The sequence below is a fragment of the Paenibacillus sp. E222 genome (assembly GCF_013401555.1).
Lineage (GTDB): Bacteria > Bacillota > Bacilli > Paenibacillales > Paenibacillaceae > Paenibacillus.
In genome coordinates, this window is record NZ_CP058552.1 from 3,537,026 (window position 1) to 3,549,360 (window position 12,335).

The following is a 12,335-nucleotide window of genomic DNA, read 5'->3' on the forward strand; positions in this document are numbered from 1 at the left end:
TACTTTTTATTATCACGTTACTGAGCTTGAGTTGAGGTGGTGGATTCACCTGATTCTGCTTCAGCGGTTGTAGTGGATGGCTCTGCTTTGCTGCTACAGGCTGATAACAGCCCACCAATCAGGGTAATCATGAGTATAAGGGTACTGAGCTTGCGTGTTGCTTTCATCGTTATAGTTCCTCCCGCATAGATTACTTATTGGATAATGATAATCATTTATCTATTTAGTCAATGTGATAAGTTTATTGAAAGCGGGAGGGTAGTACAATGGACAAACAGGCGGAAATCCTTTGTACAAAAATAAGGGGAATTTGAAGGAGAGGAGACAAACGTTATGTTGTACATTTTCATAACCTGGCTAATATTGATTTTAATATTGATTATACTGGCTCAAGGCATCCAAAAGAATTCCAAGGATAGAGAGGGATCTGTTAAACGTTGGCGCGGATGGTTAATCGGACTTTTTATTTTAGGTAGCGTACCATTGGGGTATGCATTATATACGGAGTTACGCGGGGGATATATAGGAGCCAACATCGGGCTGGGATTGGCTTTATTTTTTACCTGGGCATACTGTGCCCTCTTGTTATGCGTGACATTAGTGATCTGGGGAAGGTATGGGTACAAGCAGTACAGAAAGAAGTAATTTTGTTGCCCTCAAGTTTATGATAAACATATGTTTGCATGCAACAATAACCATATATGGAACGTTGAAATTAGAAATAGGTTTTAATAAAGGGGATTTACCTATGTTCCATCTTCGTCGAGCTCTGATATCGCTCTCAATCCTGATCGTATGCCTTACTGGATGTTCAGGACATATCGATTGTAATTCTGTGCAAACTCAAGCGAATACACCAAGTGAAGATGAATTCACTGGTTATGTGGTTGAGCGCAAAGACGATTCCATTCTAGTGGTTGATCCTGCGTATAAAGACTTCGGTGCGAACGGAGGAGAAAGTCGGTATTATCCGGCAAAATGGTTCTCCAATGCGCCTGATCCGCAGATCGGCTCCTATGTTGAGATCTGGACGGATGGCAGCCCCGAAAACGAGCCTTACCCTGGACAAGCCAGAGCGGGAACGATTGCTGTATCCAGTCCGGCCACCCCAGATGGTGCTCATATGAGTGAGGAGGATGCGATTCGGGTTGGACTGTTCACACCAGATGGAGAAAAGATAAGTATTCCTGTGATTGTAGATGTACAATTTTATCAGGATGTAGGGACGTGGACTATTCGCATGAGAGATGCGATGTCAACGACGGAGAATCAAGATGAGATTGAGATCAGAGTAGAGGATGTAGAGCCAGTCGAGTAACAGAGGGAGTATTTCATTTTGCATATCGATAATTAGATAATTAGATGAGAAAGGAAATTTAAATGGATATTAGGGAGTGGCTTCCCCGCGACAAGTCCGATTTTGAAGCGGTGCGTAAGTTAAGTGAATTCGGTAATGAAGAGTTGCGAGATATCATTCCTGAGCTGATGGAGTGGTTGCAAGATGGAAATTGGCCCATTTCGAAATCCGTCGAAGATTTACTTTTAAGATTTGGAGAAGAACTTGTTCCTCATATTCAAAATGTATTTAAAACAAAAGATCCACAGTGGGAATATTTTATGCTCAGTGGTTTAGTCAGTAGATTGCCTTCGCGATATCTAATAGGATTGAAGGTTGATTTGGAAAGAATTTTGAAAAATCCTACAAAAAGTGAGCTGCTTGAGAAATTGGATGAGGTTATAATACCATTGCTGAATAAAATACAATAAAAAGTAGTTCAGTGATTCAGAAAAGTTCATACTAAAGAGCAGTCCTTAGCAACCTTGAACGGCTTAATGCCTTTCGGGGTTGTTTTTTGTCAAAAACAGATCATTCATTAAAGTACAAGCATTATTACATATAACATGAGTGATATTTTGTTTCGGAGTTGGGCTAACGATCTACTTATGTTTAGTCTGCAATCCACGAAAAAACGAACGTATGTTTTACGAATCCGTTGACTTTTTGTGCCAACAACAACTATGCTATTATTGTTGGCACAAAAAGTGAGGTGAAGCAATGTCCGCCAAGAAGATGGGACGTCCGCTGTCTGACAATCCCAAAAGCGAAACGATCAAAATCCGTGTTGATCAAGAAATTATGAACAAGCTCGATGCTTCGGCTGAGAAGCTGAATACGAACCGATCAGACATCGTTCGCAAAGGGATTGAGAGGATTTACGACGAGCTCCAAAAATAGAAAAAGGAAGCAGCGTGAGTCCCGAGAAGAACAGCGCTGCTTCCTATCCCGCAATCACTATGAGAATGAGCTGACTGCATAAATATCCTACCATGTGCAGAACGCTCATTCAAGTCGATGCGAATCCATTTCTGGGAGGATGCACATGAATACAATTTTGGAAGCACTTTATAACGGGCGACTTCGCCCGGATGAGACGATGATGCCGACACATCCTGAATACCAATTATTAGGGCGGCAAATTGCGGCTCTGACAGAACAATGGAAGAATCGATTGAGCGAGGACGAATTCCGTGAGCTTGAACAGTTGTTCGACTTGTGTGGTCAATGTGATGGTATGCATAGCGAAGCTGCATTTATTCAGGGATTTCGACTGGGAGCCAACATGCTGATTGAAGTGATGAGTCAACGTGAGGAGTCGGTTTTGGCGACCTCTGCAAATTGTAGTGTAGGAATAATATGATGGTGTAGAATTTTATTGAAAAAAGAAGGTGTGATTTTGATTTTGTATCAAGGAAAATCAAGAAAATTCATCATTGTGTTGTTATCGTTGTATACTTGTTTAACATTGTATTTCTTATTCCTGGGCTTCGATAGAAGCTCGTCCAGTCCTGATCAGGGCTTGCGATACAGCTTATCCCTTCAAGGAATTCCTTTACATTTTCCAATGGGGAGAGATTTTAAGATTTGGTTTTTTGAAATGGGGAACTTTATAGCATTCATCCCCTTCGGAATGGTCATTCCGCTCCTCTTTCGCTGTGGGTTTATTCGCTTTATCAGTATATTCGTTCTCTGTATTTCGATGTTAGAGACAGTGCAAATGATTTCCCGTTTAGGTGCGTTTGATATAGACGATATCCTGATTAATACTTTAGGGGCTGCCGTGGGATATGGGGCGCAGAGGATAATAAGGCATCATCGGAACACATTAAAAGGACTTATTCGAATCTTCCTGACAGCGATTATTTTTTCAATAGGTACGATCACTGTTGTTGGCGGCCTCAATCATTATTTAGAAAACGTTGACGGAAAAAGTGTTGCACTGAATGAACTTGCTTTGAGTGACGGGGCTGTAGTATGGGATGAAGAACTCTCCAGTTTTACAGTAGGCCAGACAAATGTTGAGCCTAAAATCAATCTGTACAGTAGAGAAATACAAAAAACGAATGAGTTTTCATATCTCTTAAATGGAAAATACAAAAATATGAAAGGTTATTTCGCTATACCGGACGATGTCATCCGAACAGCAAGCCATGAGCCTATTACAATAAGCTTTATCGCCGATGGCACAGAAATCTATTCCTTGATTGTATCAGCGAACAGTGCGGAGAACCATCCTGACTCTTTTCAAACTCCGTTAAAGGGAGTTAAAGAACTGACTATAAAAGTAATAACCGATGGTTCAAATCTGATGACCAAAATAGTGATGTGGGACATTACACTTACAGAGCCAAACACAGGGCAAAAGTTCATCAACAGCATTAAATCCATGTTTTAATACATTAATAAAAGCCCTCGATCCTGCCACTTAAGCAGCAAGATCTGAGGGCTTTATCCATTTTCATGCCATATCAACAACAACAGCTAGTACATCCATTACATAACGCTGCCTTAATCCGCAATATTTCCCGCCATTTTGAGACGACGTGCAATTTCCTGGAAGTCTTCCTGCGAAATGCCTGGGGCGAATTCTTCTTCCACCGGGGGAGCTTCAGGAATCGGATAACCTTCAGGTACGCCTTGAATGACTTCCAGCGGTTGTCCATCTTCGGGGTGTGTCCCTTTCCAGATCTGACTGATCGCAGTAAAGTCTTTATCACTATAGGTATACAGCTTGGTGTGTAGACCTTTTTCTTCGTATTTCCACGCCTCTTTAAAAGATTTGTTGCTCAGGGATGGAATCGGTACCAATTTGGTTACATTCACTCCGGTTGCAATCTCAAGCGCTTTAGCATAAGCGACCACATGCACGCCGCCGCGTACCAGCAAATAGCCAACAACTGCCCGGGCTGCGGGGTGATCGGTCATTTCATAAACCTTCATTTTATGTGTGCGGGCTCCGCATTCGAGGAAAAAGTTATGCAGCAGATCTTCGACCAGATTGCCACTGTTGAAGACATTCGCTCCGGTCCACGGATTGCCCATCGAGTCGAAAGGCATTGCTCCCTGTGCGCCAGCAAGGAAATGATAAGACAGACGTGCATCCTTCACAGAACCGAGTGGTGTATTATCCGGCTCTTTGTAATCGGTAGAACCTCTAAGGCATTTGTTAATACCATGAGACACAAGCTCCACATGACCTAATTCTTCGGCGGTGATACTCATCACCAGATCGTAGAAGGGTTTCAATTTTTCCTTGGAGCGAAAGTTAAAGGATTGATAGAGGTAGTTGTTCAACGTTGACATTTCTCCGAATTTACCACCCAGCAATTCTTGTATCGCTGCCGCTGCATTCGGGTCTGGTCTCTCGACATTGGGGATTTCAATTGCGATTTCATCCATACGTTTGAACATTCGGGTATAACCTCCTCGAAATGATTGCTCAGAATAATGAAGTGATGCTGTCATGGCCTATTACACGTTTATCGGATACGCTAAACCCATAATTTTGCAAATGAGGCTTAAGGCGTATGTAATGATGCCTGCATTTGTTATTTCCAATCCCATGTTATTTATGTACAATCAGGACGAATGAAGTTAAGTATGGTTGTCATTATCTGATTTAAATGAAGGAGAACTGAGAGTGCGCAAACGTTGGATTATGGTGGGATGGGGTGTCCTGCTGCTTGTCGTTTTTGGATGTAGCGATGTTACGGCAGCATATGCAAATTATCCGAGTGAATTGGATCAACAAACACGAGATGAGCTTATAGAAAAGTACGGTTTGGAAAAGCCGGAAGATCCACTACCGCGAAATCTTTTATTGGAGGGTGACTTGGGGATGAGCTTCAAATCACCAATTGAACGGTATAAGATGGCGATTAGTACGATTCAATCGCTCCAGCAACCAATTACGTTTATCATTCGTCTACTGGTGTAAAATAAACTTCTACAGGGCAGGCTAACGTAAACATTGCCCAAGGAGTGAATGATATGAGAATGCTCATCGTAGCCCTGATGACGGTGATACTAAGTTTAAGTGGACTAGCAACAAGTTCAGCAACGGCAATTCCGGATTATGCGAAGTGGGGAATCATTGCAGTGAAGGAAACGCAAACCAAGTACAACGTGGACATCTTGGATTACAAACACATTGGCCGCACCTCGTTAACAGCAGACCAATCCCGTGAACAGTTCAAGTTATGGGTACGTAATAAAGACGGTAAACAATTTGCTGTATTTGTGAATGTCGATTTTAACCCGTCTACCCAGCAGCTGAAAAAAGTACAATTCACGGAATCGGATCGACGTTGAACTGAACAAGAACTGCACAGCAAGAAAGATAGGAACCAGACTTCTCTGTAAAAGGGAGTGAGTCTGGTTTTTTAATTTCAAAAAAATCCTTTTTTTAGTTGTTGAATAAAGAACTTATGTTCGCATATAATAATAAAACAAACACATGTTCTTATTGGAGGGATGATTATGCTAGGGAAATATATTGGTCAGATGGTTGAACTCGTCTACATGGATCGTGCAGGGCATATTACACAGCGGCAGATTCGAATCAACAGTGTGCGGGAAGGGAAGATTAGAGCATCCGCAGGGAAAGAGGGGGCACCCCGAACATTTCTGGAACAAGGTATTCTGGCATGGCGTCCCGTACTCCATAAGGAAGGGAAGGAAGAAATATGCTGAATGATTTTGAACGCAAAATTTTGCGTATTATTGTTAATTATGCGGGGCAGCGTCGCCGGGTGCCACGAATGGATGAGTTGGAGAATAAGACGGGCAGAAGCAAGGCGTTCATTCATGAGTCACTGCTGGAGCTTGAGCGCAGGCAGCATATTGTGTGGGAAAACAAGTCTACGCTGGAAGGCATATTAATTCTGCAAGCATGGGAGCAGGAACAACAGCCCATTCGTAAAAGCCCACCCGCTGGAGATGCCGTGAAATATTTTACCGAATATTAAAACGTAAAAAACGCCAACCCGGAATGCCGGATTGGCGCCATGTGAGGCAGCATACATCTATTAGAAGATAGGAAGTTGATCAAGGTTATTGGTTGGGTCGCCGTCTGCATCACCGCGAATGTACATTTCGCCGTCTCTGCCTTTAAAGACGTTTACACCTGCAATTGCTCCTGCTTTGACTTCTGCCAGTGCTTGTTGGTAGTCCAGCACACGTCCGGATGAAGTTTGGAACGCTGTCAGATCACCGTCACCATTTTTTTGTACTGCTGTGAAGCTTTCGCGTGTCGTTTGATCCATGATGTCACACTCTCCTTATTTGACCAAATAGGAATCTGGTTTCCTCTTTAGCCTGTCCGGATCAAAAAAAAGTATGCATAGCATGGCTTCATATCGCTCGCAGTGATAATTTACAGGCTCTTTTGCATCCGAACATGCAGAATGTCTGCATCATAAAAAGGCTCTTCCGAGATTACTTCATATCCGAGCTTTTCGTAGAACTTCTGCGCCTGGCATTGTGCGTCCAAAACAGAGTAGGAAAGTCCCAATTCGCGTGCCCGTTCTTCCATGGCTAACAGCAGCACACGCCCGTAGCCGAAAGCACGATGAGATTTGAGAACAGCGATACGCTGCATTTTGGCGGTATCCTTGGTGTAATAGATCAGACGCCCTGTAGCTACAGCCTGTCCATCTGTACTTAACAATACGTGATGCACATCAGGGCTGATGATATCATATTGATCGATCTCAATGTCAGCAGGCACCTGCTGCTCGATGACAAAAACATGATTGCGAATATCCAATGCTTCCTGAAGTTGTTCTTCAGTAGTTACATAACTAATCTCAGCTGCCAATTCTATACCTTCTTTCTGCTCTACGCTATCAGACTGAATTATACAAAAAAATGCTTTTCCTGTATAGTTAAGACTGGAACATACTGGGAGAGGAGGGATGAACCATGGGTATGGCAGGAGTGATGGCAATCACCCTTTTAATGGCGGCCGGCATGATTGCTTTGTTGTATTATGTGACCAAGAAGGCGTACTCCAAGAAGTGGGACGAAGATGAGTGAAATGCGACATCCTGTTCCTCAGGGTAAGACTTCAACATTGCCTTGTGGGGAGTACACGTCATGCACAACAGACTTGGAATACACATCCAGCCAAACGGGCAGGTCATCATTCACCTCTTTGGGCTCTTTTAACTGTTGAAATTGTACGGTATGTTCATCCCGTTCCAAACTGCAACCGACAGAAACGTATATTAATGCAACAAGCGCAATCAGACAGGCTACGTTTTTGGCAGTGATAATGAAACGCAGCTTACGTTCTCTCATATTCCTCATATGGAAGTCACCTCGTCATCAAAATGGTAATCATTCCTTTATTGTGCACCAATTCGAATAAAATATTACCAATATAACGATTGACAATGAACACGGTTACTTGGTATGATACTGTTACTTGATTGGCAAACAATTAAATATCATGATCTGTTAGCTCAGCTGGGAGAGCACTATCTTGACAGGGTAGGGGTCAGTGGTTCGAGCCCACTACAGATCATACGTAAAAGTCCTTGCACAGAAAGGGCTTTTTTCTTTGTGGTGGGTGTGGTTTGTTGATTACATTATAATTATGATCAAACGTTCGAGGTCACAGAAAATCAACTTATCAGTTTTAATTAATTTTAAGTTGATCAGACAGGTACAAAATCTCAGGGGAATAATGATTTGAAAAAAAGGATTAGATCTCTAATTTTTCCATCTATATATTTGAACGAATATTTATTAATTGAGTTGGCAAGATCAGAAATAAAAAGTGGGGAATAATAAATGTCTAAGGCATCTCTAATAGCAATTGGTTGTATTGTTTGCACCTTCGGATTTTTAATGAAAGCATCAGGGCAAGTTTGCACATGTTTATCACTAGCTGGACTAACATTTTTTATTGGAGATATGATTCATGCTTCTCGAAGTCTCTCATCAAATACCTTTTCTAAAGTATTAAAGTATGTTGGGTGCTTTATTTATATTATTTCTGCAGCCATAGGAATTTTAGCACTCTTCCCGGAATCTGAAATTTTCCGAATGTGTTATGACATCTTTGGTAATGTAGCAGATTTTTGCAGAATTGATCAAGCCTCTATTGATTCTAAAATTCCTATTATTTCTCTTGGTTGTACAATGATATATATTGCAATACGGATAATGATAGCTGAGCGTAGTGCGGTAATTACAAGATAATAAGGTGAACTTAACCACCAGAACTAGAAAAGGTAGTTTTTTGTATGTTCGAGCCAAAATAGCTGAATGACTATATTACTGATAACAGTAAGACTGAATCCACCAGTCTTGGAGTCTTGTAAGGTTCAAAATCTTCCCTTACTCCACTAATATAGTAACCTTAATTTGCGTTTTGTCACCAATATTAGTCATAGCTTCTCATTGCTCCTACTAGATTACCTTAAATGGTAGGGGCAGTCGTTCGATCACTACGGATTAAAACGACAGAGCCTTACGTAGTAGTCATACCACTGAAGTAGAGAGGGAAAACATCCTTCGCGTCAACCCTTTCACTAATTCTTCTGCAAATCAGCAAGATTCTGTCTACCCCAATCGCAGAGAATCTCCAGCACAGGCATCAGCGTTAATCCTTCACGAGACAAAGAGTATTCTACTTTTGGCGGTAATTGTGGGTACTCTGTACGAATAATTAATTGATCGGCCTCTAATTCCTTCAGTTGAGAGCTTAACATTTTATGTGTAATTCCATCCAAGGCTCTTTTCAATTCTCCATATCGCAATGTTTCTTTTTTCCATAACCAAAACAAAATATGCATTTTCCATTTTCCACCGATCAACGACATGGCATGTGTGAATGGTCTAACGTTTACTTCCTCAGCAGTTTCCATATTCCACTCTCCTTTTAGATAGTATCTACCTTTTAAGTGCATACTATACTCTCATTTCACCCTACTATACAATAACTCATGAAACAGAGACAAGGCTGAACAAGCCTAATAAAAGGAGAGATATGTATGGAAAATAATAATCGTAATTTCTTGCAGCCTTATACATTTGCGAATGGTTTTACGCTGAAAAATAGAGTGGTCATGGCGCCAATGACAACGATGTCCAGTTTCTTCGATGGTTCCATCACCAATGATGAAGTCGATTATTATGCCGAACGGGCGGGTGGCCCTGGGATGATCATTACAGGTGTTGCGTATGTAACCGATGGAGGAAAAGGCTTCGAAGGTGAGCTTTCCATTGCAAGTGATTCTACAGTCAAAGGACTGTCCAAAATTGCAAGAGCCATTCAGAAAGACGGAACGAAAGCCGTTGTACAAATCTTTCATGCAGGGCGCAAAACAAACTCCAAAACGCTAAGAGGTGTACAACCCACCAGTGCGAGTGCAATCGCTGCCGCACATCCAATCGACTCGGAGACGCCGCGTGAATTAACACCTGAGGAAATCGAAAGCATTATTAAGGACTTCGGCAGGGCAACCTTGCGGGCCATACAAGCTGGTTTTGACGGAGTAGAGCTTCACGGGGCCAACACGTATCTGTTGCAGCAATTTTTCTCCGTCAATTCCAATCAACGGTCCGATCAGTGGGGTGGCAGCTTTGAAAATCGTATGCGATTTCCGCTGGCAGTCATTCAGGAGGTTGCATCGGTTATCGATGCCCATGTGGATAAACCCTTCATCCTCGGTTATCGGATTTCACCCGAAGAAATTCATATGCCGGGCATCCAGCTCGAAGACTCCCTGGCTTTTGCCCAGGCTCTGACGAACACTCGGGTTGATTACATTCATTTGTCGATGGGAAGTTACAAACGAACCTCTTTAAACCAACCCGATGACAAGGAGCCGATCTTAACTAAATTCGTTCGGGTTCTGGATCAAAAAAAACCTCTGATCGGTATTGGATCGATTGAGCGGCCGGAAGACGCAGAAGAAGTTGTCAACGCGGGGGCAACTTTGGCTGCACTCGGACGGGAATTGATTCGCGAGCCGAAATGGGTACAGAAGGTAAAAGCAGGCGACCTTGGCAGCATTCGTTACCAAATATCTCCGTCTGATATGGATGAACTGCGCATTCCATTGGCAATGCAGACTTATCTAGAAGGTTCGTTTCGGGAGGTTATGCACTTAACTACCGACAGTCAGGAAGGGACTGATTACCAGAATTCGCTTGCACCGATGGAGGGCTTTGAGAAGAAGATGTAAAAGTTAATATATATTAAGGTGGATTCAACTTTTGGATCATTAATAAATATGTATCAATTACGGAGCAACCATTTCCTTGTATTACATGAGGAAGTGGTTGTTTTTTTATAATAATGATTTACAAACACAATTTAATTGTGTACAATGTAATTGTTAGCAATACAAAAGAGATGTACCTTTACAAAATAAAATCTAAACATACAGAGGAGCCAATACTCATGAAAACATTATATGAAACTACAGTTATTAATACAGGTGGACGTCAAGGGATTGTGCAATCGCCAGATAACGTATTTATGCTTGATGTCGCTGCCCCGCCTGAACTGGGAGGCAAAGTGACGACAGCTACGAATCCAGAGCAATTGTTTGCAGCAGGCTACAGTGCTTGCTTTAATTCGGCGCTGGAGTTTCAGTTGAAGAAACACAAAGTCGAAATTGAGAGAAGCACGGTATCGGCTACGGTTATGCTTGTGACAGACCCTACGGATAATGGTGTGAAACTGGAAGTGGAACTTGAAGTTAAAATTGAAGGTCTGGATGAGGAGACAGCACAGAAATTTGTCAAACTTGCTCATGACTACTGCCCATATTCCAAAGGCATCAAAGGGAACGTCAATGTTACCGTTGGGCTAGCTTAATCATTAAGCCAAGCCAAGTCAATTCAACCGTTAGTTTGAACTTCATTGTTGAAGTCTGAAGCACGTATCTAAAATACGGTCTAAACTACCTGAAGGCCTCCGAGAAATCGGAGGTTTTTTTGATATGCTCTTTAACTTTGCAGCGACAACCAATAAATAGGTAATGAAATCAATTACGATTGAAATATACCCATATGGGGTATATTATAAGAGTAGAAATCGAAAGTTCAAAGGAGTGCAACTCATGAAAAAGTATGCAATGATATTGCTGACTACGGTGATCACGGGCAGTCTGATGTTAAGTGGATGTGGCAAGAATGCTGGGCAGGATAATAGCAGTAGTGACAGTCATGCAATGAGTACAGGAATGATGCACCACTCGGATTCGGGAGAATTACCGGAAGGGCTGCAGGAAAAGAAAAATCCTACATATCCAGTGGGCAGCCAGGCCGTGATGAGTACGGACCATATGGCTGGAATGAAGGGTGCAGAAGCGACCATTGTGGGGGCCTATGAGACGACAGCGTATGCAGTCTCGTACACACCCACCACAGGGGGAGACATTGTGAAAAATCATAAATGGGTGATCCAAGAGGAAATTCAGGACCATACGGATCAACCGTATGCAGCAGGAGCAGAGGTTGTGCTGAATGCTGATCACATGTCTGGAATGAAAGGTGCCAAGGCAACGATTGACTCTGCTGAGCAAACGACGGTATACATGGTTGATTATAACCCGACCACAGGCGGAGATCCGGTGAAGAATCATAAATGGGTCACGGAAGAAGAATTGTCTATTCAATAATATATTTTAATGAATAAACAAATTTTCACTCAATTATGGGTTATACTGGAACTATAAGATTAAAGTTGCTGGAAAGGGGAATGTATATGATGGACTTTAGCAAGCCGCCCCATGCTTCGGAATCACATACACACAAACAGCGCCATGAAGAAAATGAACAACAGCTTTTAGCCGGAGGAAAAAGCATTTGGTGGGAAATCAGCAACTGGCTCATTCTCGCTGGGATACTTGCGGTGATCTTCGTATTGTTTAAGTTCGTTTTCTAGAAAAGATTAAACATTAAAACTTTGGATAAGGGCCATATTACATGGGCTCTTTTTTTTACGCTCGTACATATAAATCATCAACCGAATAAC

General features: G+C 42.2%; 20 protein-coding genes and 1 tRNA gene. 15 read left to right on the plus strand and 6 right to left on the minus strand.

All coding sequences use genetic code 11. The features are described 5' to 3' along the window. Positions 1 to 17 precede the first annotated feature (17 nt). Complete coding sequence (locus HW560_RS15880) at positions 18 to 167, minus strand: hypothetical protein (protein WP_179263870.1); 150 nt, start codon at positions 165 to 167, stop codon at positions 18 to 20. 581 nt (positions 168 to 748) lie between these two features. Between HW560_RS15880 and HW560_RS15885 the strand changes: the two genes are divergently transcribed. The 5 genes from HW560_RS15885 to HW560_RS15905 all read left to right on the plus strand — a co-directional run bounded on the left by HW560_RS15885 (position 749) and on the right by HW560_RS15905 (position 3,734). Beyond that, positions 749 to 1,318: a DUF3221 domain-containing protein gene (locus HW560_RS15885; protein ID WP_179263872.1), complete on the plus strand. Its 570-nt coding sequence runs from the start codon at positions 749 to 751 to the stop codon at positions 1,316 to 1,318. 62 nt (positions 1,319 to 1,380) lie between these two features. Beyond that, positions 1,381 to 1,767, plus strand: coding sequence for a DUF5071 domain-containing protein (locus HW560_RS15890; RefSeq protein ID WP_179263874.1), 387 nt, complete (start codon positions 1,381 to 1,383; stop codon positions 1,765 to 1,767). A gap of 289 nt (positions 1,768 to 2,056) precedes the next feature. Next, the gene (locus HW560_RS15895) at positions 2,057 to 2,236 is read left to right on the plus strand and encodes a ribbon-helix-helix protein, CopG family (RefSeq protein WP_179263875.1); all 180 of its coding nucleotides are present in this window, start codon (positions 2,057 to 2,059) and stop codon (positions 2,234 to 2,236) included. A gap of 145 nt (positions 2,237 to 2,381) precedes the next feature. Further along, positions 2,382 to 2,699: a DUF6809 family protein gene (locus HW560_RS15900; protein WP_179263876.1), complete on the plus strand. Its 318-nt coding sequence runs from the start codon at positions 2,382 to 2,384 to the stop codon at positions 2,697 to 2,699. Between the two features lie 15 nt (positions 2,700 to 2,714). Beyond that, complete coding sequence (locus tag HW560_RS15905; RefSeq protein ID WP_257031946.1) at positions 2,715 to 3,734, plus strand: VanZ family protein; 1,020 nt, start codon at positions 2,715 to 2,717, stop codon at positions 3,732 to 3,734. Between the two features lie 113 nt (positions 3,735 to 3,847). Here the strand turns inward: HW560_RS15905 and HW560_RS15910 are convergent, their stop codons facing one another. Next, positions 3,848 to 4,750, minus strand: coding sequence for a manganese catalase family protein (locus HW560_RS15910; protein ID WP_179263877.1), 903 nt, complete (start codon positions 4,748 to 4,750; stop codon positions 3,848 to 3,850). A gap of 229 nt (positions 4,751 to 4,979) precedes the next feature. Here HW560_RS15910 and HW560_RS15915 point away from each other — a divergent pair, with 229 nt between their 5' ends. From HW560_RS15915 to HW560_RS15930, 4 genes are all read left to right on the plus strand, one after another. Then, the gene (locus tag HW560_RS15915) at positions 4,980 to 5,276 is read left to right on the plus strand and encodes a hypothetical protein (protein ID WP_179263878.1); all 297 of its coding nucleotides are present in this window, start codon (positions 4,980 to 4,982) and stop codon (positions 5,274 to 5,276) included. A 53-nt stretch (positions 5,277 to 5,329) separates the two neighbouring features. Further along, positions 5,330 to 5,650, plus strand: coding sequence for a DUF3889 domain-containing protein (locus tag HW560_RS15920; RefSeq protein ID WP_064636525.1), 321 nt, complete (start codon positions 5,330 to 5,332; stop codon positions 5,648 to 5,650). A 168-nt stretch (positions 5,651 to 5,818) separates the two neighbouring features. Then, positions 5,819 to 6,031, plus strand: coding sequence for a hypothetical protein (locus HW560_RS15925; RefSeq protein WP_064636528.1), 213 nt, complete (start codon positions 5,819 to 5,821; stop codon positions 6,029 to 6,031). Further along, complete coding sequence (locus HW560_RS15930) at positions 6,025 to 6,306, plus strand: hypothetical protein (RefSeq protein WP_179263879.1); 282 nt, start codon at positions 6,025 to 6,027, stop codon at positions 6,304 to 6,306. Before HW560_RS15925 ends, HW560_RS15930 begins: the two co-directional genes overlap by 7 nt. A 60-nt stretch (positions 6,307 to 6,366) precedes the next feature. On the opposite strand, the gene HW560_RS15935 is transcribed toward HW560_RS15930, so the two are convergent. The 3 genes from HW560_RS15935 to HW560_RS15945 all read right to left on the minus strand — a co-directional run bounded on the left by HW560_RS15935 (position 6,367) and on the right by HW560_RS15945 (position 7,648). Further along, entirely contained in the window at positions 6,367 to 6,603 is a 237-nt protein-coding gene (locus HW560_RS15935; protein ID WP_179263880.1) for a DUF3892 domain-containing protein, read from the minus strand. 110 nt (positions 6,604 to 6,713) lie between these two features. After that, complete coding sequence (locus HW560_RS15940) at positions 6,714 to 7,157, minus strand: GNAT family N-acetyltransferase (protein ID WP_090901168.1); 444 nt, start codon at positions 7,155 to 7,157, stop codon at positions 6,714 to 6,716. A 236-nt stretch (positions 7,158 to 7,393) separates the two neighbouring features. Beyond that, the gene (locus tag HW560_RS15945; protein WP_090901166.1) at positions 7,394 to 7,648 is read right to left on the minus strand and encodes a hypothetical protein; all 255 of its coding nucleotides are present in this window, start codon (positions 7,646 to 7,648) and stop codon (positions 7,394 to 7,396) included. A gap of 144 nt (positions 7,649 to 7,792) precedes the next feature. Here HW560_RS15945 and HW560_RS15950 point away from each other — a divergent pair. After that, a tRNA-Val gene (locus tag HW560_RS15950) sits at positions 7,793 to 7,865 on the plus strand. A gap of 269 nt (positions 7,866 to 8,134) precedes the next feature. After that, complete coding sequence (locus HW560_RS15955) at positions 8,135 to 8,545, plus strand: hypothetical protein (protein ID WP_179263881.1); 411 nt, start codon at positions 8,135 to 8,137, stop codon at positions 8,543 to 8,545. 332 nt (positions 8,546 to 8,877) lie between these two features. On the opposite strand, the gene HW560_RS15960 is transcribed toward HW560_RS15955, so the two are convergent. Next, entirely contained in the window at positions 8,878 to 9,213 is a 336-nt protein-coding gene (locus HW560_RS15960; RefSeq protein ID WP_179263883.1) for a winged helix-turn-helix transcriptional regulator, read from the minus strand. A 126-nt stretch (positions 9,214 to 9,339) separates the two neighbouring features. On the opposite strand from HW560_RS15960, the gene HW560_RS15965 reads away from it, so the two are divergent. The 4 genes from HW560_RS15965 (at position 9,340) to HW560_RS15980 (ending at position 12,245) form a co-directional block, all read left to right on the plus strand. Continuing rightward, complete coding sequence (locus HW560_RS15965) at positions 9,340 to 10,536, plus strand: NADH-dependent flavin oxidoreductase (protein ID WP_179263885.1); 1,197 nt, start codon at positions 9,340 to 9,342, stop codon at positions 10,534 to 10,536. 218 nt (positions 10,537 to 10,754) lie between these two features. After that, positions 10,755 to 11,174: an organic hydroperoxide resistance protein gene (locus HW560_RS15970; protein WP_064636540.1), complete on the plus strand. Its 420-nt coding sequence runs from the start codon at positions 10,755 to 10,757 to the stop codon at positions 11,172 to 11,174. Between the two features lie 244 nt (positions 11,175 to 11,418). Next, positions 11,419 to 11,979 (plus strand): YdhK family protein, encoded by a 561-nt coding sequence (locus HW560_RS15975; protein ID WP_090901160.1) that lies wholly within the window; start codon positions 11,419 to 11,421, stop codon positions 11,977 to 11,979. Between the two features lie 86 nt (positions 11,980 to 12,065). Further along, positions 12,066 to 12,245 (plus strand): hypothetical protein, encoded by a 180-nt coding sequence (locus tag HW560_RS15980; RefSeq protein WP_064636548.1) that lies wholly within the window; start codon positions 12,066 to 12,068, stop codon positions 12,243 to 12,245. Positions 12,246 to 12,335: the final 90 nt, after the last annotated feature.